Genomic DNA, 22,704 nt, shown 5'->3' with positions numbered 1-22,704 from the left:
CGGGGACACGGGGCCGGGGTGGGACGTCCGGGGTTGCCGACGGAGCGTCAAGGGGCTTGGCCGCGGCGGGCGCCCGTCCGACGCAACCAACACGCGGAGCCGTGCGCACGACGCGCCGCCCCAGCGACGGAGGCTGCCCCGGACGGCACGGCCCGGGGCAGGGTCTCGACACCCCGGACGGAAGGTCTCGACAAGCTCGACCAACGACGTACCGGGATCGACCAATGGGGTACGGCAGTGGTCTCGACAGGCTCGACCAACGAGTACAGGCTCGACCAACGAGTACAGGCTCGGCCAGCGGGGAGAGGCTCGACCGGCGGGGAGGCGTCAGAGGCCGGTTGAGCGGCACGGGCGGTGTCGCAGCGCCCGCACGTAGTCCTCGGGGGCGTCGGCCGCCTCTGCCGCGTCGGACAGCACCCCCAGGTAGGAGGCCGAGGGGAGCCCGCCCTCGTAGGCGTCGAGCACGAAGGTCCAGGCGACCACGTCGCCCCGCAGGGTCTTCACCCTGACCTTGGTGCGCAGATAGAGCCCTGGCTCGGCGGACTCCCACGACTCGAGGCTCTTGGCGTCGTCGTCGGTGACGTCGTACACGGCGACGAAGACCTGCTCGAACGAGTCCTGGACGATGGTGGCGAGTGCGCCGTCCCAGCCGTGTTCCTCACCGCCGAAGGTCAGGCGCCAGCCTTCCAGCCAGCCCGTCGCGTGCAGCGGTGAATGCGGGCAGCGTTCACTCATTCGGGCCGGGGCCAGATTGGTCCCGTAGGCGGCGTAGAGCGTCACGATGAGCAGGATAGTCTGGACGTCGTGACCCACTTCAACGTCCTTGTCCTTGGCGCCGGTCCCGGTGGATACGTCGCCGCAATCCGTGCGGCACAGCTCGGCCAGAGTGTCGCCGTCATCGAGGAGAAGTACTGGGGAGGTGTCTGCCTCAACGTCGGTTGCATCCCCTCCAAGGCGCTGCTGAAGAACGCCGAACTGGCGCACACCCTCACGCACGAGAAGGCGAAGTTCGGCATCGAGGGCGACGCCACGATGTCCTTCGGTCCCACCCACAAGCGGTCCCGCCAGGTCTCTGCCGGCATCGTCAAGGGTGTCCACTTCTTGATGAAGAAGAACAAGATCACCGAGATCGACGGTTGGGGCACCCTGACCGGCGCGAAGGACGGCAAGCAGGGCGTCGACGTGAAGGCCGCTGACGGTCAGGTCACCCCCTACACGTGCGACAACCTGATCATCGCCGCCGGCGCCCAGGTCCGGATGCTCCCTGGCATGGAGAAGAGTGCCAACGTCGTGACCTACGAGGAGCAGATCCTCGACGACAACCTCCCGGGTTCGGTCATCATCGGTGGCTCCGGCGCGATCGGTGTCGAGTTCGCCTACGTGCTCAAGAACTTCGGCGTCGACGTCACCATCGTCGAGTTCCTCGACCGCATGGTGCCGACCGAGGACGCAGACGTCTCCAAGGAACTTGCCAAGCACTACAAGAAGCTCGGCATCAAGGTGCTCACCTCCACCAAGGTGGAGAACGTCGAGGACACCGGCTCCGGCGTCAAGGTGACCGTCAGCCCCGCATCAGGTGGCGACAGCCAGGTGCTCGAGGCCGACCGCATGCTGGCCGCCTTCGGGTTCGCTCCGCGCGTCGAGGGCTACGGCCTCGAGGACGCCGGCGTCGAGCTCACCGAGCGTGGCGCCATCGACGTCGACGCCCGCGGGCGCACCAACGTGCCCGGCATCTATGCGATCGGCGACGTCACCGGCAAGATGATGCTCGCCCACGTCGCCGAGGCGATGGGCATCGTCGCCGCGGAGACCATCGCCGACGTCGAGACCATCGAGATCGACTTCGACATGATCCCGCGGGCGACCTACTGCCAGCCCCAGATCGGCTCCTTCGGCTATTCGGAGGCGCAGGCGAAGGAGAAGGGCTACGACGTCAAGACGGCTACCTTCCCGTTCTCTGCCAACGGCAAGGCGCAGGGCCTCGGCGATGCCGTCGGTTTCGTCAAGGTCGTCGCCGACGCCGAGCACAACGAGATCCTCGGCGCCCACATGATCGGCCCCGACGTCACCGAGCAGCTGCCCGTGCTGACGCTGGCCCAGAAGTGGGACCTCACCGCCGACGAGGTCGCCCGCAACGTCTTCGCCCACCCGACACTGTCGGAAGCCGTCAAGGAAGCCGTCCACGGCATCTCCGGCCACATGATCAACTTCTGATCCCAGATGTACGCCGCCCCGCACCTGCTTGGTCAGGTGCGGGGCGACGTCATTCAGCAGACAACGAACACACGTGGTGGATGAGGGGAATCGCATGATGCAGCAGTCACGAGTCGTGATCATCGGTGGCGGCCCGGGTGGCTACGAGTCGGCCCATGTCGCGGCCCAGCTCGGCGCCAACGTGACCGTGGTCGACAGGGACGGTCTGGGTGGATCGGCCGTGCTCACCGACTGCGTGCCCTCCAAGACCCTCATCGCGACGGCCGAGCTGATGACCGACGTCCGCGGCGCTCGCGAGCTCGGCATCCGGCTGCCCAACTATGGCGGCGACATCGCCAAGGACCTCACCGTCGACCTGGCCGCGGTCAACCAGCGGGTGTTGCGACTGGCATCCCAGCAGTCCGCCGACATCGAACGCCGGCTGACCCGTGACGGCATCCGGGTGCTGCGCGGCTCCGGACGCCTGGACGGCCCGGGCACGGTCGTCGCCGAGCTCGCCGATGGCACGACCGAGCGCATCGAGGCCGACACGATCCTGCTGGCCACCGGCGCCTCCCCACGCACCCTGCCCAGCGCCCAGCCCGACGGCGAGCGCATCCTCACCTGGGAGCAGGTCTACGACCTCGACGAACTGCCCAGCCACCTGATCGTCGTGGGCTCCGGTGTCACCGGGGCCGAGTTCGCCAGCGCCTACCTTGCCATCGGCGTACCGGTGACCCTCGTCTCCTCCCGTGACCGGGTGCTGCCCGGCGAGGACGCCGACGCCTCGGCGCTCCTCCAGGAGGTCGCGACGCGGCACGGCATGCAGGTGTTGTCGCAATCGCGCATGGAGTCGGTGGTGCGTGACGCCGACGAGGTCACCGTGACCCTCACCGACGGGCGCACCGTCACCGGCTCCCACTGCATCCTCGCTCTCGGGTCGGTGCCCAACACCGCGGACCTGGGTCTGGAGGAGGCCGGCGTCGCCCTCGACCAGGGTGGCTTCATCAAGGTCGACCGGGTCTCGCGGACCTCGGTCCGCAACGTCTATGCGGCGGGCGACTGCACCGGCGTACTCATGCTCGCCTCCGTCGCTGCCATGCAGGGCCGGATCGCGATGTGGCACTTCCTCGGTGACGCGGTGAACCCACTCGATCTCAAGCAGGTGGCCTCCAACGTGTTCACCGCCCCCGAGATCGCCACCGTGGGCTGGTCGCAGCAGGCGGTCGACGCGGGCGAGATCCAGGTCGTCTCGGTGCTGCTCCCGCTCTCGGGCAACGCCCGCGCCAAGATGCAGGGAGTCGAGGACGGCTTCGTGAAGCTCTTCGCTCGCCCCGAGACCGGCATCGTCGTCGGGGAGTGGTGGTCGGCCCGCGCGCCTCCGAGCTCATCCACCCGGTCAGCCTCGCCGTCGCGGAGTCGCTCACGGTCGACGAGTTGGCCGGTGCCTTCACCGTCTATCCGTCCAACAGCGGATCAGTCGCTGAGGCAGCCCGCCGGCTCCACCGACTGTGAGGGAGAATGGCACCATGAGCGAGCCGCAGCTGAACACCCTGGTCAACCTCCGCGACGTCGGCGGCCTGCCGATCCAGGGTGGCGGGGTCACGAACTCCGACGTGCTCTACCGCGGAGACGCCTTCTGGCCCGGCGACGTCACGCCCCACCAGGTGAAGGTGTGGCCGCCGGCCGTCGTCATCGACCTGCGCTCCGACGCCGAGGTCGCGCGGGTCCGCTACGACTGGACCGAGCCGGCGGTCTTCCGCCACCACCCGATCCACGAGGCAGCGGTGCCGACCGACCTGCGCGCACAGGGGCAGCTCGTCGACCTCTACCGGTTCCTGCTCAAGCAGGCCCCGGACCGGTTGGCCGCGGTGGCCAACATCGTCGGCGACGACCTCGAGGGGCCGGCTCTCGTGCACTGCGCGGCCGGCAAGGACCGCACCGGCATCGTGGTCGCCAGCCTCCTGCTGGCTGCCGACGTCGAGCCCGAAGCGGTCATCGACGACTACGTCCAGACGGCGGGAAACATGGACGCCTTGATCGAGCGTTGGGCAGCGGCCGCCCGTGCGGCCGGCCGCGAACCCAACGCCGATGCCTTCAACAACACCTGGCTGCTCAGCCCACGCGAGGCGATCACCGAGGTCGTCGAGGTCTTCGAGGGTCACCAGGGCGGGACCCGCGGCTGGTTGCTCGCCAACGGCGCCGACGAGGCGCGTCTGGAGCGTTGGCGCGAGCGCATCGCGGGCTGAGCGGCAACGAGCTCAGACCAGGCGCTGCTGCGGCGTCGACTGGGCGACCTTCGCGCCGTCGCGCTCGACCACGTCCGCGAGCACGTCGTCGATCGCCGTGAGGACGTCGGCGCCCAGCTTCACACCGGCTGCCTTGACGTTCTCCTCGACCTGTTCGGGGCGGGAGGCACCGATCAGGGCTGCGGAGACGTTGTTGTTCTGCAGCACCCACGCCACGGCCAGCTGGGCGAGGCTCAAACCGTGGTCGGCGGCGATCGGCTTCAGCTGCTGGACTCGCTCGAGCACCTCGTCGCGCATGAAACGCTGCACGAAGGTGGAGCCGCCCTTGTCGTCGGTGGCCCGCGAGCCCTCGGGAGCCGGCTGGCCCGGCAGGTACTTCCCCGTGAGCACACCCTGCGCGACCGGCGACCAGACGATCTGGCCGATGCCGAGCTCACGGCTGGTCGGCACGATCTCGTCCTCGATGGTGCGCCAGAGCATCGAATACTGCGGCTGGCTGGAGACCAAGTGGATCTTCAGCTCCCGTGCCAGCGCGTGGGCCTGACGCAACTTGTCCGCCGGCCATTCACTGACACCGATGTAGAGGGCCTTGCCCGACCGCACGACGTCTGCGAAGGCCTCCATGGTCTCCTCGAGCGGCGTGAACAGGTCGTAGCGGTGCGCCTGGTAGAGGTCGACGTAGTCCATCCCCAGCCGTCGCAGCGACCCGTCGATGCCCTCGAGGATGTGCTTGCGCGACAACCCGGTGTCGTTCTTGCCCAGAGGCTCCGGGCCGACGGGGAAGTAGACCTTGGTGAAGACCTCGATCGACTCGCGGCGGGTGCCGGCCAGCGCAGCACCCAGCACCTCCTCGGCCCGCCCGTTGGCATAGACGTCGGCGGTGTCGAAGGTGGTGATCCCGCTGTCGAGGGCGGCGCGCACGCACCGCGTCGCGATGTCGTCCTCGACCTGCGACCCGTGGGTCAGCCAGTTTCCGTAGGTGATCTCGGAGATCTGCATGCCGGAGTGCCCGAGGCGTCGAAATTCCATGTCGCCATCCTGCCGCAATGACCCAACCGCGGGCAGCGGCGAGCCGATCACCCGATGGACGCGACCCCCACCGGCATGTTGTCATCGAGACCAAGGACGTCTCCGCAACCGAAAGGCATTCATGAGGTTCGCCGTTCGTGCCGCACTCCTCGCGCTCGTGCTCGCCGCCTTCACCCCACTCGCGGGCCCGGCGGCTGCGGAACCGAACGACAACGCAGCCAACGCTGACTTCGCCGTACCGGCCGACGGCGACTTCGTGGTCCGCGGACGCGGCTACGGCCACGGCCACGGGATGTCGCAGTACGGCGCCCAGGGCGCGGCGCGACAGGGCGTCGGCTGGAAGAAGATCCTGGCGTTCTACTACCCCGGCACCAAGCGCGCCCAGAAGGGTGGGCGGGTCCGCGTGCACATCTCCGCCGACACCAGGCCTGCTCTGGTCGTCGACCCGCGCAACGGTCTCAGGGTCCGGTCGATCGCGAAGAAGAAGGCTCGTGCACTGCCCACGAAGGTCAAGGGCGCTCAACCCAAGCGCTGGCGGATCAAGGTGGACAAGCAGGGACGCACGGTCATCGCCTACAAGGCCGGCGGCTGGCACCAGTGGTGGCGGTTCAAGGGAGAGGCCCAGTTCCGTGCCGGTGGCAAGCCGATCTCGCTGAGGCTCCCCGGCGGTGACCGGGCCCGCTATCGCGGGCGACTGGCGCTTGCCGGGCCCGCGCGCGACACCGTCAACGAGGTCTCCCTCGAGAACTACGTCAAGGGCGTGATCCCTCGGGAGATGCCGGCGACGTGGCACCGTGCCGCAGTCCGGTCCCAGGCCGTTGCCGCGCGTACCTACGCCGCCTACGAGATGCGGCACCCGCGCGCCGGTCACTACCAGTTGTGCGACACGGTCAGTTGTCAGGTCTACGGCGGCTATGACGCCGAACATCCCGCCGCCAATGCAGCAGTGAAGGCCACCAAGAAGGTGGTGCTGCACCACAAGGGCGCTCCCGCCTTCACCCAGTTCAGCTCCAGCAGTGGGGGCTTCACCGCAGCCAACCAGTTCCCCTACCTGCCAGCACAGGCAGACCCCTACGACGGCTGGGCCGGCAACCCGGTGCACACCTGGGAGGTCAAGGTCTCCCGAACCCGGATCCAGTCAGCGTGGCCGGCGATCGGCAAACTCGACAAGATCCGAGTCCCCGAACGCAACGGTCACGGGGCGTGGGGCGGACGGGCCCAGAAGGTGGTGCTGGTGGGCAAGAAGGGCAATGTCACCGTCTCCGGCGACACCTTCCGCTTCACGCTCGGCCTGCGCTCCAACTGGTTCACGTTCCGCGCCGGCTGAGCAGCTTCAGCAGGTCGGGCTCCAGCGACCCGTAGCCCGACGAGGACCACGGCTCCACGCCGGTCTCGAAGTAGTGCCGCGGCTCGCCCCGGCGTACGACGTCGAGGATGTCGGGCACCTTCTTCTTCTGCAGCGCGGTGCGGCAGGCGGTGCACATCGGTACGTCGAGGGTGCGGCCCTGCCACTCGACCTGACGTTCGCGGTCGGCTCGCCCGTGCAACGGGTTGAGGAAGCAGGTCCGGATCGGCTCCCATGCTCGCCCAGCACGGGCGGCGACCAGGGCATGCTCACCTCGCTGGGTCAGCACGAGTGCCCCGACCACGTCGAGCTGGTCCGGGTCTGCAGGGTCGAGCAATCGGCGCGCGGCTGCGTAGTGGTCGAGCGCGGACTGCCAGGACTCCCGATCGTCACGGGGGCGATCTCGAGCTCGTCGAGCTTGTCGCCGAGTGCCTGCAGTTCCGTGCCAGCTCGCGCCGACAGCTCGCGACCCTGCGCCGCCCGGATCCGCTGCATCGCCGACTTCGGCAGCGGCGCCGGCTGCTTGTTGCGTCGGAAGGAGACCACGACACGCCACGCAACGAAGGCGGCGACGAGCACGAGGACGCCGGTCACCACGCCGCCGACGACGGGGGACCCTTCGTCCTCCGGGGGTTCTCCGCGAGGTACTCCTTGCGGTGCTGCGACAGCAGTTCGTCGTGGAGCTCGTCGCGTTCGGCAGGTTCCATCTCGAGCACCTCGACGGTGCGGGAGAGCGCGGAGGGCAGGTCCTGGTGCTTCTCCAGGTCCACGATGCTGGTGATCGAGTAGTCGCCCAGCCGGCCGTCCGCCTCCCCGGCGACGCCGAACTGGCGCCCGTCGACGCGGACGCCGGAGTAGTCCGTCGCCTCCAGCTGGGTGGTCGTGGAGAGATAGATCCCGGGTTCCGGGTAGGCGTGGTGCAGCCGGGTCAGCAGGTCGGAGGCCTTGCCACCGTAGGTGTCACCGCTACGGAAGGGCCAGACCACGACGTACGTCGGGTCGGCGGTCTGCGCTACCTGGTCCTCCAGCGCAGCCTCGTCGGCCTCGCTCACCAACGAGCGCAACGAGGGGTGGACGTAGACGTGGTCGACGGTGAGCTCCTCGTGGATCTCCGCCAGGTCCTGATCAGCCATCAGCTGCTCACCACTTCCATCCGCCCGGCAGGCGTCGCTTGGTCACGAGCACGATCAGCCCGTAGGCGAGACCGAGGCCCAGGAGCGCCCCGACGCTGATGAGGGCGCCCGCCGCGATGCCGCCGCCGACGCCGCCCCAGTAGTCGAAGTCCTCACTCGGCTCGCTCCACCGCACTTCGGTGTCGACCTGCGCCACGAGCTGCGGGAGGGTCACGGCCGGGTCGCCGGCGAAGTCCTCGTAGGGCGACATGGACACGTAGCCGTAGGGGCCGAACGTGTCGGCAGTGCCCTTCTCGGGGCCTTCCCAGATGAGGTAGACCCCGCGCTCGCCGCTCTCCTCCAGCCCGGACTCCAACTGCTGCACGATGTCGAAGCCGGAGGCACCGGCGAAGCGGGTGTTCGTCCAGACCACGACCCTCACGGGGGTCTCGGAAGCGGCGATCGCCTCGGCGACCTTGCGCTCGCCGGCCTCGTCGAGCATGGTTCGGGCGTCGGGAGCGACGTAGACGCCGTCGTCGGCGAGCCCTTCCAGGACGTTGACGACCCGGTCGACACGGTGCTCGGCCTTCAGCGGCTCCGCCTGGGCCGCCACGGCGTCCTCACGCTTCTCCCGCAGGACCTGGGTGGCCAGGACTGCGGAGCCGCCCGCCAGGCCGGCAGCCACGACGACCGAGGTCAGGCCACGTACGACCCGGTTCACCGTGGCACCTCCTGCCACCAGTCGCCACCGAGCGAGCCGAACCCGGTGGTGGCCCACACCGACGATCCCTCGTAGTAGGCGCGCCGCGAGCCGAAGCGGCGACGTTCGAGGAGTGGCTCGAGTGCGGCGCCGGTGGTGAGCCGCCGGTCGCAGGTCGGGCAGACCGGCACGTGGAGACCGCCGCCGAGTGATGCCTCCGTGGCGGCCCTGCCGTGGCGGGGGTCGACGTAGCAGCCGCGATACTGCCCTTCCGTGCGCGCGATCGCGTGCAGGCCGGTGTCGGCGAGCACCTCGGCGCCGACCACCTCCAGCAGGTCGTCCGACGTCGTCCGCGACTCGGCTCGCTCGAGACATGCAGCGGCGATGTCGCGGCGCTTCCAGTCGATCCGATCGCCCTTGCGCTCCAGCGTCCGGCCCAGCTTGGCCACTGCGGAGACGGCCCGCGAGCGGGCTCGCTCCAACTCGACTTGGGGGTCGACAGGGCGCGCGGGGCGGGCACGACCGGCGTCGGCGGCTGCCGTGCCGAGGCGCGGATGTCCTTGACCTCCGATGGCCTGGACCAGACGGTAGCCCGCGACGAAGACGCAGACGGCCGTGAGGGTGGCCACCATCGCGTAGAGCCCGGGCGTGGGCAGCTCCGCGCGATCGTAGAACGCCGTCTGGGTGTCGGGCTTCACCCAGGTCGAGGTGGTGTAGGCCTCGATCTGCTCGTCGGAGAGTGGCTGCTCGCCGTAGGTCTGGGGGATACCGGTGTTGAGGATGTCGAGCACCAGCCCGGCGTCGGCGGCTGGCGACGCCGAGCAGTGCCGACAGTCGTGGTGGATCAGTGTGTTGGCGGCCCCTGTCGCCTGGCTGAGGGCGCTGGAGAGGACGGTCTCGGCGTTGTCGATGCCGGGTGCCACGTCGCCGTAGACGGCGACAGCAGTGTGGCCGATGTCGGCCGTGGAGACGAACCAGACCCCGTCCCACCCGCTCTGGGCGTGCAGGAGCGTCAACAACTCCTCGGCGGTGTTGTCGGTGGTCAGCTCCGGCGGCGCCTTGGTGAGGACGACGAAGACCGGGACCGGGCTCGTGGACGCCTTGGCGCTGAGCTCAGCGCTGATCGACTCCGTGTTGCCGTTGCCCATCACCTCCTCGACCAGGACAGGGTCCTGGTCGAGGGCAGCGAGGATCTCGTCGACGGAGCCGGCGAAGGCGTCCGGGCCCGAACCCGGCAACATGGCGACCTGATCAGTCCTTGATCTCGCAGATGGCCGCACCGTTGGTGACGGTCGCACCGACCTCGGCCTCGAGACCCGTCACCGTGCCGGCCTTGTGGGCCTTGAGCGGCTGCTCCATCTTCATGGCCTCGAGCACCACGATGACGTCGCCCTCGGCGACGGTGGCGCCCTCCTCCACGGCGACCTTGACGATGGTGCCCTGCATCGGGGAGGTGACGGAGTCGCCGGAGACGGCAGCACCGGCCTTCTTGGCGCTGCGCTTCGGCTTCTTGGCCGCGGCGCCACCACCGGTGGAGATGCCACCCAGGCCTGCGGGGAGCACGACCTCGAGGCGCTTGCCGCCGACCTCGACGACGACCTTCTGGCGCTCGCCGGCCTCTTCGGCCTCGCCCGCCTCGCCGGCGTAGGGCGCGATGTCGTTGACGAAGTCGGTCTCGATCCAGGTGGTGTAGACGTCGAACGAGCCTTCGCCGGTCGGGTTGGAGGAGGCCACGTAGGCCGGGTCGTTGAGCACGACCTCGTCGAAGGCCAGCGCGGTGGGCATGCCACCGATCTTGAACTCGGCGATGGCGCGACGCGAGCGCTCGATGGCCTGGGTCCGGTCCTTGCCGGTGACGATCAGCTTGGCGACCAGTGAGTCGAACGAGCCCGGGATGGTCTCGCCCTTCTCGTAGCCGGCGTCGAGGCGGATGCCGGGGCCGCTCGGCGGGGCCCACTCGGTCAGGGTGCCGGGGGCCGGCATGAAGTTGTTGCCCGGGTCCTCGGCGTTGACCCGGAACTCGATCGAGTGACCCTTGACCTCGGGGTCGCCGTAGCCGAGCTCCTCGCCGGCGGCGATGCGGAACATCTCGCGCACCAGGTCGATGCCGGTGACCTCCTCCGAGACGCAGTGCTCCACCTGGAGGCGCGTGTTGACCTCGAGGAACGAGATGGTGCCGTCGGCGGCCACGAGGAACTCGCAGGTGCCGGCGCCGACGTAGTTGGCCTCCTTGAGGATGGCCTTCGACGACTCGTAGAGGCGCTTGTTCTGGTCATCGGTCAGGAACGGCGCGGGCGCCTCCTCCACCAGCTTCTGGTGGCGGCGCTGCAGCGAGCAGTCGCGGGTGGAGACGACGACCACGTTGCCGTGCTGGTCGGCCAGGCACTGGGTCTCGACGTGACGGGGGCGGTCGAGGAACTTCTCGACGAGGCACTCACCGCGGCCGAAGGCGGTGACGGCCTCACGCACGGCCGACTCGTAGAGCTCGGGGATCTCCTCGAGGGTGCGGGCGACCTTGAGGCCGCGACCGCCGCCGCCGAAGACGGCCTTGATGGCGATCGGCAGGCCGAACTCCTTGGCCAGTGCCACGACCTCGTCGGCGTCCTTGACCGGGTCCTTGGTGCCGGGGGCCAGCGGCGCGTTGGCCCGCTCGGCGATGTGCTTGGCCTTGGCCTTGTCGCCGAGTGCATCGATGGCCTCGGGGAGGGGCCGATCCAGATCAGGCCGGCGTCGATCACGGCCTGGGCGAACTCGGCGTTCTCGGCGAGGAAGCCGTAGCCCGGGTGCACGGAGTCGGCGCCGGAGTCGGCGGCGACCTTGAGGAGCTTCTCGATCGAGAGGTAGGACTCCGCCGGGGTGGCGCCGCCGAGGGCGTGGGCCTCGTCGGCGAGCCGCACGAAGAGGGCATCGCGGTCGGGCTCGGCGTAGACGGCCACGGAGCCGATGCCCGCGTCCTTGCACGCCCGGATCACACGAACGGCGATCTCACCGCGGTTGGCGATGAGGACCTTCTTCAGGGGCTTGATCTCGGGCACGCGTTCTCCTCGACTGCGGGATGTCTGACTGGCGCGGGCATGGCTGCGCCATCCACGGATTCTAGGACGAGCGGTCCCGGGGGCTGCGAGGGGCACCGAAGGATGGACGATCCGCGTCGTAGTGGGTCAGAAGCTCAACTCGTCGAAGAGTTGTGACCACCAGCCCGGTCGACCGGTCGGCCCCAGCACCGTCATGGTCAACACTGCGGCGAGCTCGTCGACCTGATCGAGGGGTTGGTTGAGCCTCATTCGTGCCCGCAACGGCTCATCGGCCTTGTGTTCGTTGAGGAACCGGACCGGACGACGCATTCGCACCAGCTCCGCCCCGTCGCGGCTCAACCTGGTGCGTCGACGGCCGTGGTGGGTGACGGCGTACGCGCGCCCCGCGAGCTGGATGGTGCCGTTGCGATGCACCCGACGCCAGCCCTTGGTGCGTCCGTTGGCCAGTCGGCCGGTGTTGCCGTCGGGCAGCTGGACCGTGGCGGTCTGGCCGTCGGCGAGCCGACCGTGGTCCTGGTGCCAGATGACCGGGCCGACCCCCTGGCTCAGACGTTGGTCGATCTTGCGGAAGAAGCCGGCATCGGGGTCGACCGTCGGGGGAAAGGGATCGAGCCTTGCGCGCGGTCGTCCGGTGGCGTCCTGGATCTCGAGCAGGTGCGTCTTCGGGTCGTAGTGCAGTTGCCAGGTGGGCGGCCCGATCCACGTCATGCGAACACCGTAATCGCCACGCACGAGGGGTTAACGAACCCTAACCTCGTCCGCTAGGGTGTGACCCATGACCTATGAGCTGTCGCGCGAGCACGAGGAGTTCCGTCGTACCGTCCGAGACTTCGCGGAGAGCCGGATCGCTCCACACGTGGCGCAGTGGGACCGCGACCACCACTTCCCGGTCGACGTGGTGCAGGAGCTGGGCGAGCTCGGACTCTTCGGGCTCACCTCCCCGGAGGAGTACGGCGGCGCCGGGCTCGCTCCCGAGGACGGCCCCTTCACCTCCCTGTGCGTCGCCATCGAGGAGTTGGGGCGGGTCGACCAGTCGATGGGCATCACCTTGGAGGCCGGAGTCGGTCTCGGCATCAATCCGATCCTGACCTTCGGCACCGAGGAGCAGAAGCAGCAGTGGCTGCCCGACCTGGTTGCCGGTCGGCGGTTGGCGGGCTTCGGTCTCACCGAGCCTGGCGCCGGCTCCGACGCCGGGGCCACCCGGACCCGGGCTGAGCTCGTCGGCGACGAGTGGGTCGTCAACGGCTCCAAGCAGTTCATCACCAACTCCGGCTCCGCGATCACGTCACTGGTCACCGTGACCGCATGCACCGGGGTCTCGACGGGCTTGGCCAATGGCGGGCGCGAGCGAGCGGAGATCTCCACGATCGTGGTGCCGGCGGGCACCGACGGATTCACCGCCGAGCCGGCGTACGACAAGCTCGGCTGGCACATCTCCGACACGCACCCGCTGACGTTCGTCGACGCACGGGTCCCGGCCGCCAACCTGCTGGGGGAGCGCGGCCGCGGTTACTCCCAGTTCCTCGCCACCCTCGACGACGGCCGGGTGGCCATCGCCGCCCTGGCCACCGGACTGCTCCAGGCATGCGTCGACCTGTGCACGACCTACGCGCTGGAACGGCAGACCATGGGCGGCCCGATCGGTCACAAGCAGGGGGTCGCCTTCCAGATCGCCGACCTCGAGGTGATGTTGCACGCGTCGAGGTTGCTCACCTACAGGGCCGCCGCCATGAAGGACGCGATGGGCGGCTCGGGCGGGCCCTCGACGGCGGAGTTCAAGCACGCCGCGTCGATCGCCAAGCTCTACTCCTCGGAGTCGGCGGTGACGGCCACCCGGATCGCCACCCAGGTGTTCGGCGGCTACGGCTTCATGGAGGAGTACCCGGTCGCCCGCTTCTATCGTGACGCCAAGATCCTGGAGATCGGCGAGGGCACCAGCGAGGTGCAGCGGATGCTCATCGCGCGTGGGCTCGGCCTGCCCGTGGAGTGACGCTCGATTCCACGCGCGGCGTTTCGTCCTGCTTTGATGAGTCGGTGACTCGAACCTTCCAGGTGCCCGCGGACCCGGGCGACCGGCCGTTGCGCCGTCGGTCGACGGTGCGGGTGCTCGTGGTCGACGAGTCCGACCGGGTGCTCCTGGTGGGCGACTCCGATCCCGGTACCGGGGCGCGCTGGTGGATCACGCCTGGCGGCGGCATCGATCCGGGTGAGGACGAGATGGCCGCCGTGTTGCGAGAGCTCCACGAGGAGACCGGGCTGGTCATCACCCCTGACCGCGTCGTGGGACCGCTCGCTCGGCGCAAGGTCTGGCATGGCTACAGCGATGTCGTCGTCGACCAGCACGACACCTTCTACGCCGTCCGCACTCCTGCCTTCGACCCGGTGCCTGCAGCGTTGACGGAGGAGGAGCTCGCGACGGTCCACGGGCTGAAGTGGTGGACCCGCGACGAGATGGCGTCGACGGGCGAGTTGATCTGGCCCGTGGGAATGCCCGAGCTCCTGGCGTTGCTGGAGGCGCCGCCCGCCACTCCCCACGACCTCCCGACGGTCGAGGAGTCAAGTGTGGCCGTGAGTTCGCGACACGAGGGCCGTTAACCTTGACAACCATGGGGACACGCGGCAGGCGACTGCTGAAGGAAGTCATGCGTTTCTGCGCCGTCGGCGGTGCAGCGACGCTGGTGGCTTTCGTGATCTTCAACTTCCTCGCGCACGGCCTCTTCGTCATCGATGATCCGTGGCTCGAGGACCGGCCCACCACGTCCTATGTCATCGCCAACACGATCGGCATGTGGATCAGTTACCACGGCACCAAGTTGTGGGCATTCAAGAACCGGCAGTCCGCTCATCCCGACGGCGGTGTGACCGCCTACGTGGTGATCAACGTGATCACGATGGCGTTGCCGATCGCATGCCTGTGGTTCAGTCGTCACGTGCTCGGCCTCTCCGACCCGTTGTCCGACAACATCGCCGCCAACGTGGTCGGACTCAACATGGGCACCGCCGCCCGCTTCTATCTCTTCCGCAGGCTGGTCTTCGCCGTGCCGTCCTACCAGCAGACGACGCTCGCCGGCACCGTCGCCGAGCCGCTGCCGGAGCTGGACGAGGGCGTGGACGCTGCCGCCGGCCGAAGCGCGGCCAACTGAGCTCGCTGGGATCGCCGCGTGACGTGAGTCACGTCGCGAGATAGTTTGACGCGAGTCAGGAACGCCGGACGAACGTCAGGGGACGGTAGTGGGAGTCATCGACACCGCGCGGCGCAAGCAGGTGGACCTCGCGGCACTCAGGGGACGGTCGGCCTTGGTCACCGGGGGCGCTTCAGGGATCGGCGCGTCGCTGGGGCGGGCGCTGGTTGCCGCCGGCTGCCACGTGGTGCTGGGGGACATCGACGGTGAGGGGGCCCGGAAGGTGGCGGCCTCGCTCGTGGGTCCCGGAACGGCGACGGGTCTCGCGCTCGACGTGACCGATGCCGGCGCCGTGGCCTCAGCGGTCGAGTCGATCGTCGAGGCAAGAGGCAGCATCGACCTGTTGTTCAACAACGCTGGCATCACTTTGATCGGTGACAGCGAACAACTGTCCCTGGCGCAGTGGAACGCCATCATCGACATCAACATCCGTGGGGTCGTGAACGGTGTTGCCGCCGCCTACCCGCGGATGGTCGCGCAGCAGAGCGGCCAGATCGTCAACACCGCGTCTGCGGGCGGTCTCATGGCGGCCGGCCTGCTGACCTCCTACGTCATGACCAAGCACGCGGTGGTCGGGCTCTCCTTGGCCTTGCGCACCGAAGCGGCAGGCCACGGCGTCGGGATCACGGTGATCTGCCCCGGGGCCGTCGAGACCCCGATCCTCGAAAAGGGCGAGTTCGGTTCGATCAACGGTCGTGACTACTACCTCAAGGGTCAAGGGATCAAGAAGGCCGTCGACCCCGACGAACTGGCGGTGAAGGTGCTCGAAGCAGTCGTGGCCGACAAACCTCTGGTGATCGAGCCAGTCCAGACCCGGTTCGCCTGGCGTCTGAACCGGTTCCTTCCCCGGATCATGGAGCGAGCGTCGATCAGGTACGTCGCCAAGCAGCGCAAGAGCGGTCAGCGTGGCTGAAGGTTCCAGAGGTCGGTCCAACGGTGACCGAGGTCGGTCACCATCCGGCGCACCAGGGGAGGCTGACACCGACCACGTTGTGATGGTCACCCTCGATGCCCGTGATGAAGGCGCCGCCGAGCCCGTCGATGGTGAAGGCGCCCGCAACGTGGAGTGGCTCCCCAGTGGCGACGTACGCCTCGATCTCCGCATCGGAGACCTCGGCGAAGTGCACCGTGGTGCTGGCCACGTCGCTGATTGTCGTGCGGCTCGTCAGGTCGTGCAGAGCGTGCCCGCTGTGGAGTACGCCGCAGCGTCCGCGCATCGCCTGCCAGCGGTCGATCGCATCTCGGGGATCCTGGGGCTTGCCGAGGGCTGCGCCGTCGAGCTGGAGCACCGAGTCGCAACCCAGCACGAGCCCGGCACCGGTGACCCGGTCGACCACTGCGGCAGCCTTGAGTCGGGCGAGGCCGAGGGCGAGCTGGGCCGGAGGCAGGCCCTCCAGCTGGGACTCGTCGACTCCGGAGACGATCACCTCCGGTTCGATGCCGGCGGCGCGCAGGGTGGCGAGACGGGCCGGGGACTTCGAGGCCAGGACGAGGCGCGTCACAGCCGGGCCAGCGCCTTCGTGAGCGGGTCGAGGCCGAGGGAGCCGAGGCCGAGCGCTGCCCGGTGGAAGGCCTTGAGGTCGAAGTCAGCGCCCTTGCGGGCCTTGGCCTGCTCCCGTGCTTCGAGCCAGATCCGCTCGCCGACCTTGTAGCTCGGGGCCTGCCCCGGCCAACCCAGGTAGCGGTTGACCTCGAAGACGATCTGAGCGTCGTCCATGCGGGCGTGCTGGCGCATGAACTCCAGGCCGAGGGCCGGCCTCCAGCGCTCGCCGGGGTGGAACCCGAAGGGATTGTCGTGGGGGATCTCGAGCTGCAGGTGCATGCCGATGTCGACGACCACGCGCGCCGCGCGGAAACCCTGGCCGTCGAGCATGCCGAGACGCCAGGTCGGATCGTCGAGGTGACCGAGCTCGTCCATCAGCCGCTCGGCATAGAGGGCCCAGCCCTCGCCATGACCGCTGACCCAGCACATGAGGCGCTGCCAGCGGTTGAGCGACTCCTTGCGATAGGCAGTCTGGCCGATCTGGAGGTGGTGGCCGGGCACGCCCTCGTGGAAGACGGTGGTCGCCTCGCGCCAGGGAGAGAACTCCTCGATGCCGTCGGGCACCGCCCACCACATGCGACCTGGTCGGGAGAAGTCCTCCGAGGGGCCGGTGTAGTAGATGCCGCCGTCGTTGGTGGGGGCCAAGCGGCATTCGATCCGCCGGATCGGCTCGGGGATGTCGAAGTGGACGTCGGCCAGCTCTGCGAGGGTTCGGTCAGCCAGCTCCTGCATCCAGTCGCGGAAGGCCTCCTTGCCGTGGATCCGCGTCGACGGGTCAGCGTCGAGTGCGGCGACCGCCTCATCGATGCTGCTGTCCGAGACGATGCCGTCACAGATGAGGAGCATCTCGTCCTCGATGCGCTTGAGCTCCTCCCATCCCCACGCATAGGTCTGCTCGAGGTCGATGGTGGCGCCCAGGAAGCTGCGCGAGGCGAGGGCATAGTGGTCGCGACCGACGGCCTCCACGTCACGTCCCTGCGGTTCCATCTCGTCGGAGAGGAAGAGACCGAAGTCGGCGACGGCTCGTGATGCGGCGGTGGCATGCTTCTCGAGCTCCTGCCTGAGGGAGCCGTCGATCTCGCACCCGGCCACGAGATTGGTGAAGACGTTGCCGGCGGAGCCGCGTTGCCCGGTCCAGCTGGCCACCTGGTCGGCGACCTCGGCGTACTGCCGGGCTGCGGAGACCCGCCCGCGGGCTGCCTCCTCGGCCAACGTGATTCGGTAGCCCTGCATTGCCTGCGGTACGGCGGCCAGTCGGCTCGCGATGTTGGCCCAGGCCTCTTCACCCTCCTGAGGCATGAGGTCGAAGACCTCGCGAACCTCGTGCAAGCCGCTGCTGATCACCGAGAAGTTGCTCCGGGCAAGGCCGGCGTCGCTGAGCTCCACCTCGAGACCGAGGCGCTCGAGGAAGGCGTCGCGGGCGACCGATTCACGTTCGTCCACCGGCGTGGCCGCGGTGGCCCGGGACAGCGCGGCCCGCGTCAGTTCCTCGCGGGCCGCGAAGCCATCAGGGGAGAGATCCGGCAGCCGGTCGTCGTGGCCGGCGATGCCCAGATAGGTGGCGGTCACCGGGTCGAGCGCCGCAGCGTCCTCGACGTAGTGTTCGCTGATCCGGTCGACAGTGCGCTCGCTCGCAGTCATGGGGCCACCCTATGAGGGCCACCGACATCGGTCACGCAGGTCCCTGCGCTACTTCCAGACCCAGGTGGCCGCGACCGCCAACTCGATCGTCGCGCCCACCTCGACCCCGTTGCCGGGTTCGAGCACCTTGACGTAGAGGCCGCGGATCTTGTTGGAACCGTCCTTGCGAATGCGCTGGTTGAGCACCACCCTGCCGAGCCCAGCGACGTTGATCGTGGTGTTCTTGCCGATGTTGACGGGGATCTTCCTGCCCGCGATCGTCAGGTTGACGAAGGTCAACTTCTCCTTCGGCTTGAACTTGCCTGATCTGTAGGTCGACTTGGCACGCACCTTGATCGCGTCGGCGGTGATCAGGCCGTTGAAGAGGTCGACCCCCGCAATCCGGTTCTGGTTGACGATCCGTCCGTAGCCCTTGCGCGCCTTGCCCGAGGTGAAGGACTCGACCGCTCCGACCCGGACGACGCCCGGCACGTTGACCTCGGCGGTGCGGTTCCAGTCCTTGCGGCCGCCGGTGCCGTTGGGCGGGGTGGTGGCCTGCGCCGTACGCCCGACCTGGCCCTTCACCGCGTCAGTGACCACGACGTTGACGTCCGTGCCGAAGGCGAACCCACCGAGCGCGGGGTTGTCGTTGGGCACCGGCACCGACATCAGCGAGTAGGTCGGGTTGAGGATGATCCGGCTGCCGATGGGCGCGGGACCGCGGTCGCTGAGAAGCCACACGGCGAGGGCATAGCCGGTGTTGGTGGCGACACCGTGCTTCTGGGCAACCTGGCTGACGTTGGCCTCGACCATGGCGACGCCGGGAATGACGATCCGGAAGTTCTCCGGAAGGTCGATCGGCAGCTGGGCACCGGCGATCCTGAGGTTGACGAAGCGGGTGTCGGAGTGGGCGGCCAGGCCCTTGGGGGTGCCCTTGGTGACGTTCTTGGTGACCACTGCGTCTGCCTGGATGAGGCCGCCGAGCAGCTTCACCTTGCCGGTGCGCGAGCGGGTGACCAGTTTGGCGCCCTTCTTGAGCTTCTTGGCCTGGGTCCTGGTCTTGACCGCGCTGACGTGCACCAGCTTGTTCGGTGCGACCTTCACCTCGGCGACCGAGGAGGTCATCTTGTTGGGCAGTTTGGTGCCCGAGATCGTCGACTGTGACGTCAGGTCCGAGGAGATGGTGGTGCCGAGGGCGCGCACCATCGTGCCGCCGGCGTACGACAGGTAGGCCCACGGCTCGGCCTTCGCCGCGGAGGCGGACGGGAGGGCGCCGGTCTGGCCGACAGGGGCCTGCAGCAGCGCTGCCACCAGGGCCAGGAGTGCGAGGAGCGGAAGCGGACGACGGGACATGAGAACCTCGAGAACCTCAGTCAGGTGATGGGTGTCCCTCCCCGCCGACCACAGTAGCGGATCACGTTTTCGCCTGAGCGACCCACGTATGGCGTTGATCATATATGATCTATCCATGGCCTACAGCACTATCACCGACCTGGACGTCGCAGCCGCGCAGAAGCACAGCCGAGAGCTCCGCGAGCGGCTGCTGACCAGCGCCTCCGATACCTACGTGACCGGGCCCACCGGTCAGGGAGCGGGGAGCGGGTGCTGCTCCTCGGCGGCACCGGCTACATCGGTCGCGCTCTGGCGCCCGAGTTGGCCCGACGCGGCTACCGCCCCGTCGTGCTGGCTCGCAACCCGGAGGTGAAGAACGATGCCGAGTTCGCCGACGCGGAGATCGTCGCTGGCGACCCCACGCGCCCGGGCGACGTGACCGCTGCGACGGAAGGGGTCGACGTGGTGATCTCGTTGCTGAGCGGTCGGCGTCCCAATGATGCCGAGGAGTGCCGTCTCGTCGACCATGAGGCCGTCGTCAACGGGATCAGGGCCGCCGTGTCCCACGAGGTGAAGCAGTTCATCCATGTCAGTGACTTCGGTGCCTACCGCCCCGAACTGATCCCGCAGGTCTACAAGCTGCAGGTCGAGGGTGAACTGATCGGCCAGCACCACGGTGCGCTGCCCTGGACGATCATCCGCCCCACCGCCTACTACCCCTACCTGTCGATGACCTTCGGTGACGTCAAGAACGGCCTGAAGTACCGGATCTTCGACCACGGCGAATACAACGTGGTCAACCCGATCGCCCGGGAGGACCTGGCGGAGTTCATCACCAACCAGGTGCTCTGTGACGACGCACTCGGCAGGGTGCTCCCCGTCGGTGGCCCCTGGGTCGAGGACAACGTGGTGACCCTCAAGGACGCCGGTCGGATGATGTTCGAGCTCAACGGCCGCACCCCCGACTGGGAGGTCGTCACCATGGCGTCGTGGGACCGGAAGATCGCCCGCCTCACCCGCCTGGGCAAGGTCAGCAAGCAGCTCAAGCCGGTCGCCTACTACCTGGAGGCCGCGAAGTACTGGTCGGTCGTTGACCACGTCGCCCCGGCGTACGGCACCCGGACCCTGCGCGGCTTCATGGAGAAGCTGGTCGATCGTGAGTGGCCCACCGGCTCCTTCCGGGAACGGATGAAGTCCGGCACCAACGTGATGCCCACCGACGTCTGAGCAACAGCCGGCGCGGCCCCGCCCCCGGCGGGATAGTCCCGGACAAACTTGTAGGGAAATCGCCGATCTCACTACAAGTTTGTCCGGGACTATCCCTGGTCGTGAACCCTGGGGCCTCAGGCGGTACGACGTAGCGCGAGCCAGGACTCGTGGCTGCTGCCCCGAAGCTCTCGGCGCTGGTCGACGGTGAAGGTGGGGACCCACCAGTGGGGAAGGTGGGTGCTCCAGGCCCGTTCGGCGGGGGCGGCGAAGCGGGCGCGTGCCCGGGATCGACGGAAGCGTCCGACGAGGGTGGGGACGTCGTGGCTGTCGCCTGCGGCAGTACTCAGGTATTCGAGACCGACATGGCGGATGCGCTCTTCGCGGTTCCGATCGCTCCGGTGCTGGTGCAGGTCCAGGTGGTGCGCACCGTGGTATTCGACGACGAGTCCTGCCTCCTCGTCGAGGAGGTCAGGGGTGGCGATGTGGTTGCCGGCGCGGTCGAAGATCGGGTGATTGGCCAGCATGGGCGGAAGGTCGGCGTCGTGGCACCAGATCTGGTGCAGGCGGACCTCCTGGGGTGACCAGTGGTTCTCGTCGAGATGCGGGAGCGTTGCGCGCGCTTGGGGGATGCCGGTCCAGCCGTTCAGCATCACGAGGAGGTCAGCAAGTTCTGCCTTCGAGACGAGGTCGTTGTAGGCGGCCATCTCGAAGACGACCTGCGCTTCGCGTGGGTGGGGTGCGTAGCGCATCTCGAAGGCTGCGGCGAAAGCGGGAGACGCGACAGGTACCCCGTCGACGACGCGCATGTCGAGGAAGCTGATGCGTTCCTCGCTCACCGTGAAGCCGGTCTGTTCGCGAATGTTGTGGTCACCGGTGTGCAGTTGCACGGGCAGGTGGGATCCATCGGCGCGGGTGCCGGTGAACCAGAATCCGCCGACCCAGCGCAGGGCTGACCACCCGCTGACGCAGCCAGCGAACGGAAGCACCATGCTCGCCTCGAGGATGCGTTGTTCCGGACTGTCGATCGAGGTGTCTGCCGGCACGAACCGGCCCCACGTCGTACGCCGCCAGTTGGGGCCGCGGACCTGCCCCGGGGTCGGGCCTGCCTGACCGTGTGGATCAGCGCGCGTCGGCAACACCAGGCCTGGCCGGACCCCGCCGGGAAGGTCGCAGACCAGCGCGCCGTCGTTCCAGGGCCGCGTTGTCTCCATGCCGCCATGCTGGACGGCCGGACCGACACTTCGCTCCGGTTCTCCACAGGCTCCGCGGTCCGCCGGTCAAAGGCGGGTAGTCCCGGACGAATTTGTAGCGCTTTCGTCGATTTCACTACAAGTTTGTCCGGGACTACCGCGCTTCGCCCCGGTCAGAAAGCGAGTTGGCCCGGTTTGACGACGCCGAGGACCGCGGCCAGGAGGACGAGGAACCAGATGGCGTAGACCCAGGGTTCGCTGCGGCGGATCGAGCCGACGATGCCGTCCTCGACCTCAGGGGTGGAGCCGGTCGTCATCAGGGCGCCGAAGGTCGGGCCGAAGGGCTTGAGGGCGCGGCGGATCATGATGCCGCAGAAGATCGTCGCGCCGTACGCCGCGACCTTGCCGCCGAGCCACTTCGGATTGGTGTCCACGCCGAACGGCTCGGAGACGATGATCGCGTAGGCGCCGAACCCGACGAGGGCGAACGCGGCGAGGTAGCGGATGGCCAGGTCGGCGCGGTGGTAGAAGCCGTGCGACGGCGTGCCGCCGCTGCGCGCCTCCTGGAGGGAGAGAAGGGCCCAGGCGAGGGTCGCGATCCAGACCAGGGCCAGCATCCACCAGGTGAAGAAGAACTTGTCACCCAGCGGGCCGTAGTACATGAGCGTGACCCCGCTCGCCCCGAAGAGGATGAGGGAGAAGCGCGGTGCCATGTCGCAGCCGACCATGATCTTGGCGGCGATCGCCCGGGTCTCGGGCTGCAGCTCGGGCTTGATGATGAAGCGGCTCGAGTAGTAGACGCCGAGGTCGCCGCCGAGCCAGTAGACGAAGAGGACGATGTGCAGCACGACCGCCACGGTGAACATTGACAGTCCGTGCGTGGGTTCGCCGGCGGCGGCCGAGGTGACCTCGGCCGCCGCATGCGCTGCACCCGTGAGCAGGGGAGAAGACACTCAGGGACGCCC

21 protein-coding genes and 2 pseudogenes are annotated in these 22,704 nt (G+C 68.5%); 9 read left to right on the top strand and 14 right to left on the bottom strand.

Features of this window, described 5'->3' with window-relative positions; genetic code table 11:
• Positions 1-327 precede the first annotated feature (327 nt).
• Positions 328-780 (bottom strand): gamma-glutamylcyclotransferase family protein, encoded by a 453-nt coding sequence (locus L1066_RS06160; protein WP_235735478.1) that lies wholly within the window; start codon positions 778-780, stop codon positions 328-330.
• 24 nt (positions 781-804) lie between these two features.
• Here L1066_RS06160 and lpdA point away from each other — a divergent pair, with 24 nt between their 5' ends.
• The 3 genes and pseudogenes from lpdA to L1066_RS06145 all read left to right on the top strand — a co-directional run bounded on the left by lpdA (position 805) and on the right by L1066_RS06145 (position 4,442).
• Positions 805-2,214: a dihydrolipoyl dehydrogenase gene (lpdA, locus tag L1066_RS06155; protein WP_376707647.1), complete on the top strand. Its 1,410-nt coding sequence runs from the start codon at positions 805-807 to the stop codon at positions 2,212-2,214.
• Between the two features lie 94 nt (positions 2,215-2,308).
• A pseudogene (locus L1066_RS06150) lies at positions 2,309-3,708 on the top strand (NAD(P)H-quinone dehydrogenase).
• A gap of 14 nt (positions 3,709-3,722) precedes the next feature.
• Positions 3,723-4,442: a tyrosine-protein phosphatase gene (locus L1066_RS06145; protein WP_235735477.1), complete on the top strand. Its 720-nt coding sequence runs from the start codon at positions 3,723-3,725 to the stop codon at positions 4,440-4,442.
• Between the two features lie 12 nt (positions 4,443-4,454).
• On the opposite strand, the gene L1066_RS06140 is transcribed toward L1066_RS06145, so the two are convergent.
• Positions 4,455-5,471, bottom strand: a complete 1,017-nt coding sequence (locus L1066_RS06140; RefSeq protein ID WP_235735476.1) for an aldo/keto reductase family protein — start codon at positions 5,469-5,471, stop codon at positions 4,455-4,457.
• A 121-nt stretch (positions 5,472-5,592) separates the two neighbouring features.
• On the opposite strand from L1066_RS06140, the gene L1066_RS06135 reads away from it, so the two are divergent.
• Complete coding sequence (locus L1066_RS06135) at positions 5,593-6,798, top strand: SpoIID/LytB domain-containing protein (protein ID WP_235735475.1); 1,206 nt, start codon at positions 5,593-5,595, stop codon at positions 6,796-6,798.
• Here L1066_RS06135 and L1066_RS06130 read toward each other — a convergent pair.
• The 7 genes and pseudogenes from L1066_RS06130 to L1066_RS06095 form a co-directional block, all read right to left on the bottom strand.
• The gene (locus L1066_RS06130; RefSeq protein ID WP_235735474.1) at positions 6,779-7,120 is read right to left on the bottom strand and encodes a hypothetical protein; all 342 of its coding nucleotides are present in this window, start codon (positions 7,118-7,120) and stop codon (positions 6,779-6,781) included. The two genes, L1066_RS06135 and L1066_RS06130, sit on opposite strands and share 20 nt — an antisense overlap.
• Complete coding sequence (locus L1066_RS06125; RefSeq protein ID WP_235735473.1) at positions 7,099-7,413, bottom strand: hypothetical protein; 315 nt, start codon at positions 7,411-7,413, stop codon at positions 7,099-7,101. Before L1066_RS06125 ends, L1066_RS06130 begins: the two co-directional genes overlap by 22 nt.
• Positions 7,407-7,949 carry a hypothetical protein gene (locus L1066_RS06120; protein ID WP_235735472.1) on the bottom strand — a complete coding sequence of 181 codons (543 nt, stop codon included), beginning with the start codon at positions 7,947-7,949 and terminating at the stop codon, positions 7,407-7,409. Before L1066_RS06120 ends, L1066_RS06125 begins: the two co-directional genes overlap by 7 nt.
• A 7-nt stretch (positions 7,950-7,956) precedes the next feature.
• Positions 7,957-8,649: a hypothetical protein gene (locus L1066_RS06115; RefSeq protein ID WP_235735470.1), complete on the bottom strand. Its 693-nt coding sequence runs from the start codon at positions 8,647-8,649 to the stop codon at positions 7,957-7,959.
• Positions 8,646-9,869 carry a hypothetical protein gene (locus tag L1066_RS06110; RefSeq protein ID WP_235735469.1) on the bottom strand — a complete coding sequence of 408 codons (1,224 nt, stop codon included), beginning with the start codon at positions 9,867-9,869 and terminating at the stop codon, positions 8,646-8,648. The genes L1066_RS06115 and L1066_RS06110 overlap by 4 nt, the downstream gene beginning before the upstream one ends.
• Positions 9,870-9,879: 10 nt before the next feature.
• Positions 9,880-11,663 (bottom strand): annotated as a pseudogene (locus L1066_RS06105) (acetyl/propionyl/methylcrotonyl-CoA carboxylase subunit alpha).
• 126 nt (positions 11,664-11,789) lie between these two features.
• Positions 11,790-12,371, bottom strand: a complete 582-nt coding sequence (locus L1066_RS06095; protein WP_235735468.1) for a hypothetical protein — start codon at positions 12,369-12,371, stop codon at positions 11,790-11,792.
• Between the two features lie 67 nt (positions 12,372-12,438).
• Between L1066_RS06095 and L1066_RS06090 the strand changes: the two genes are divergently transcribed.
• The 4 genes from L1066_RS06090 to L1066_RS06075 all read left to right on the top strand — a co-directional run bounded on the left by L1066_RS06090 (position 12,439) and on the right by L1066_RS06075 (position 15,758).
• Positions 12,439-13,653 carry an acyl-CoA dehydrogenase family protein gene (locus L1066_RS06090; protein WP_235735467.1) on the top strand — a complete coding sequence of 405 codons (1,215 nt, stop codon included), beginning with the start codon at positions 12,439-12,441 and terminating at the stop codon, positions 13,651-13,653.
• Between the two features lie 44 nt (positions 13,654-13,697).
• Positions 13,698-14,258 (top strand): NUDIX hydrolase, encoded by a 561-nt coding sequence (locus L1066_RS06085; RefSeq protein WP_235735466.1) that lies wholly within the window; start codon positions 13,698-13,700, stop codon positions 14,256-14,258.
• An 11-nt stretch (positions 14,259-14,269) separates the two neighbouring features.
• Positions 14,270-14,806 (top strand): GtrA family protein, encoded by a 537-nt coding sequence (locus tag L1066_RS06080; RefSeq protein ID WP_235735465.1) that lies wholly within the window; start codon positions 14,270-14,272, stop codon positions 14,804-14,806.
• Positions 14,807-14,894: 88 nt separating this feature from the next.
• Positions 14,895-15,758, top strand: a complete 864-nt coding sequence (locus L1066_RS06075; RefSeq protein WP_235735464.1) for an SDR family NAD(P)-dependent oxidoreductase — start codon at positions 14,895-14,897, stop codon at positions 15,756-15,758.
• 37 nt (positions 15,759-15,795) lie between these two features.
• Here the strand turns inward: L1066_RS06075 and L1066_RS06070 are convergent, their stop codons facing one another.
• The 3 genes from L1066_RS06070 to L1066_RS06060 are packed head-to-tail and all read right to left on the bottom strand — an operon-like array spanning position 15,796 to position 19,361.
• Entirely contained in the window at positions 15,796-16,347 is a 552-nt protein-coding gene (locus L1066_RS06070; protein ID WP_312007149.1) for a Maf family protein, read from the bottom strand.
• The gene (locus tag L1066_RS06065) at positions 16,344-18,029 is read right to left on the bottom strand and encodes a DUF885 domain-containing protein (RefSeq protein ID WP_235735463.1); all 1,686 of its coding nucleotides are present in this window, start codon (positions 18,027-18,029) and stop codon (positions 16,344-16,346) included. The genes L1066_RS06070 and L1066_RS06065 overlap by 4 nt, the downstream gene beginning before the upstream one ends.
• A 48-nt stretch (positions 18,030-18,077) precedes the next feature.
• A complete protein-coding gene (locus L1066_RS06060) occupies positions 18,078-19,361 on the bottom strand; it encodes a choice-of-anchor P domain-containing protein (RefSeq protein WP_235735462.1) in 1,284 nt (427 codons plus the stop codon).
• Positions 19,362-19,610: 249 nt separating this feature from the next.
• Between L1066_RS06060 and L1066_RS06055 the strand changes: the two genes are divergently transcribed.
• Positions 19,611-20,567 carry an NAD(P)H-binding protein gene (locus L1066_RS06055; protein ID WP_235735461.1) on the top strand — a complete coding sequence of 319 codons (957 nt, stop codon included), beginning with the start codon at positions 19,611-19,613 and terminating at the stop codon, positions 20,565-20,567.
• 116 nt (positions 20,568-20,683) lie between these two features.
• Here L1066_RS06055 and L1066_RS06050 read toward each other — a convergent pair whose 3' ends face one another.
• Both L1066_RS06050 and L1066_RS06045 read right to left on the bottom strand, forming a co-directional pair.
• A complete protein-coding gene (locus L1066_RS06050; protein WP_235735460.1) occupies positions 20,684-21,760 on the bottom strand; it encodes a putative endonuclease domain-containing protein in 1,077 nt (358 codons plus the stop codon).
• 152 nt (positions 21,761-21,912) lie between these two features.
• Positions 21,913-22,692: a hypothetical protein gene (locus L1066_RS06045; protein ID WP_235735459.1), complete on the bottom strand. Its 780-nt coding sequence runs from the start codon at positions 22,690-22,692 to the stop codon at positions 21,913-21,915.
• Positions 22,693-22,704: the final 12 nt, after the last annotated feature.

It is taken from the genome of Nocardioides alcanivorans, from assembly GCF_021555175.1.
Lineage (GTDB): Bacteria > Actinomycetota > Actinomycetes > Propionibacteriales > Nocardioidaceae > Nocardioides > Nocardioides alcanivorans.
Note: the sequence above shows the minus strand (reverse complement) of the source record. Positions and strands in the feature narration are given on the sequence as shown.

Excerpts from the sequence above, each read along its gene's own strand:
- L1066_RS06145 (WP_235735477.1), top strand. The coding sequence starts at position 3,723 with ATGAGCGAGCCGCAGCTGAACACCCTGGTCAACCTCCGCGACGTCGGC.
- L1066_RS06140 (WP_235735476.1), bottom strand. The coding sequence starts at position 5,471 with ATGGAATTTCGACGCCTCGGGCACTCCGGCATGCAGATCTCCGAGATC.
- L1066_RS06135 (WP_235735475.1), top strand. The coding sequence starts at position 5,593 with ATGAGGTTCGCCGTTCGTGCCGCACTCCTCGCGCTCGTGCTCGCCGCC.
- L1066_RS06120 (WP_235735472.1), bottom strand. The coding sequence starts at position 7,949 with ATGGCTGATCAGGACCTGGCGGAGATCCACGAGGAGCTCACCGTCGAC.
- L1066_RS06110 (WP_235735469.1), bottom strand. The coding sequence starts at position 9,869 with ATGTTGCCGGGTTCGGGCCCGGACGCCTTCGCCGGCTCCGTCGACGAG.
- L1066_RS06095 (WP_235735468.1), bottom strand. The coding sequence starts at position 12,371 with ATGACGTGGATCGGGCCGCCCACCTGGCAACTGCACTACGACCCGAAG.
- L1066_RS06090 (WP_235735467.1), top strand. The coding sequence starts at position 12,439 with ATGACCTATGAGCTGTCGCGCGAGCACGAGGAGTTCCGTCGTACCGTC.
- L1066_RS06080 (WP_235735465.1), top strand. The coding sequence starts at position 14,270 with ATGGGGACACGCGGCAGGCGACTGCTGAAGGAAGTCATGCGTTTCTGC.
- L1066_RS06065 (WP_235735463.1), bottom strand. The coding sequence starts at position 18,029 with ATGACTGCGAGCGAGCGCACTGTCGACCGGATCAGCGAACACTACGTC.
- L1066_RS06060 (WP_235735462.1), bottom strand. The coding sequence starts at position 19,361 with ATGTCCCGTCGTCCGCTTCCGCTCCTCGCACTCCTGGCCCTGGTGGCA.
- L1066_RS06050 (WP_235735460.1), bottom strand. The coding sequence starts at position 21,760 with ATGGAGACAACGCGGCCCTGGAACGACGGCGCGCTGGTCTGCGACCTT.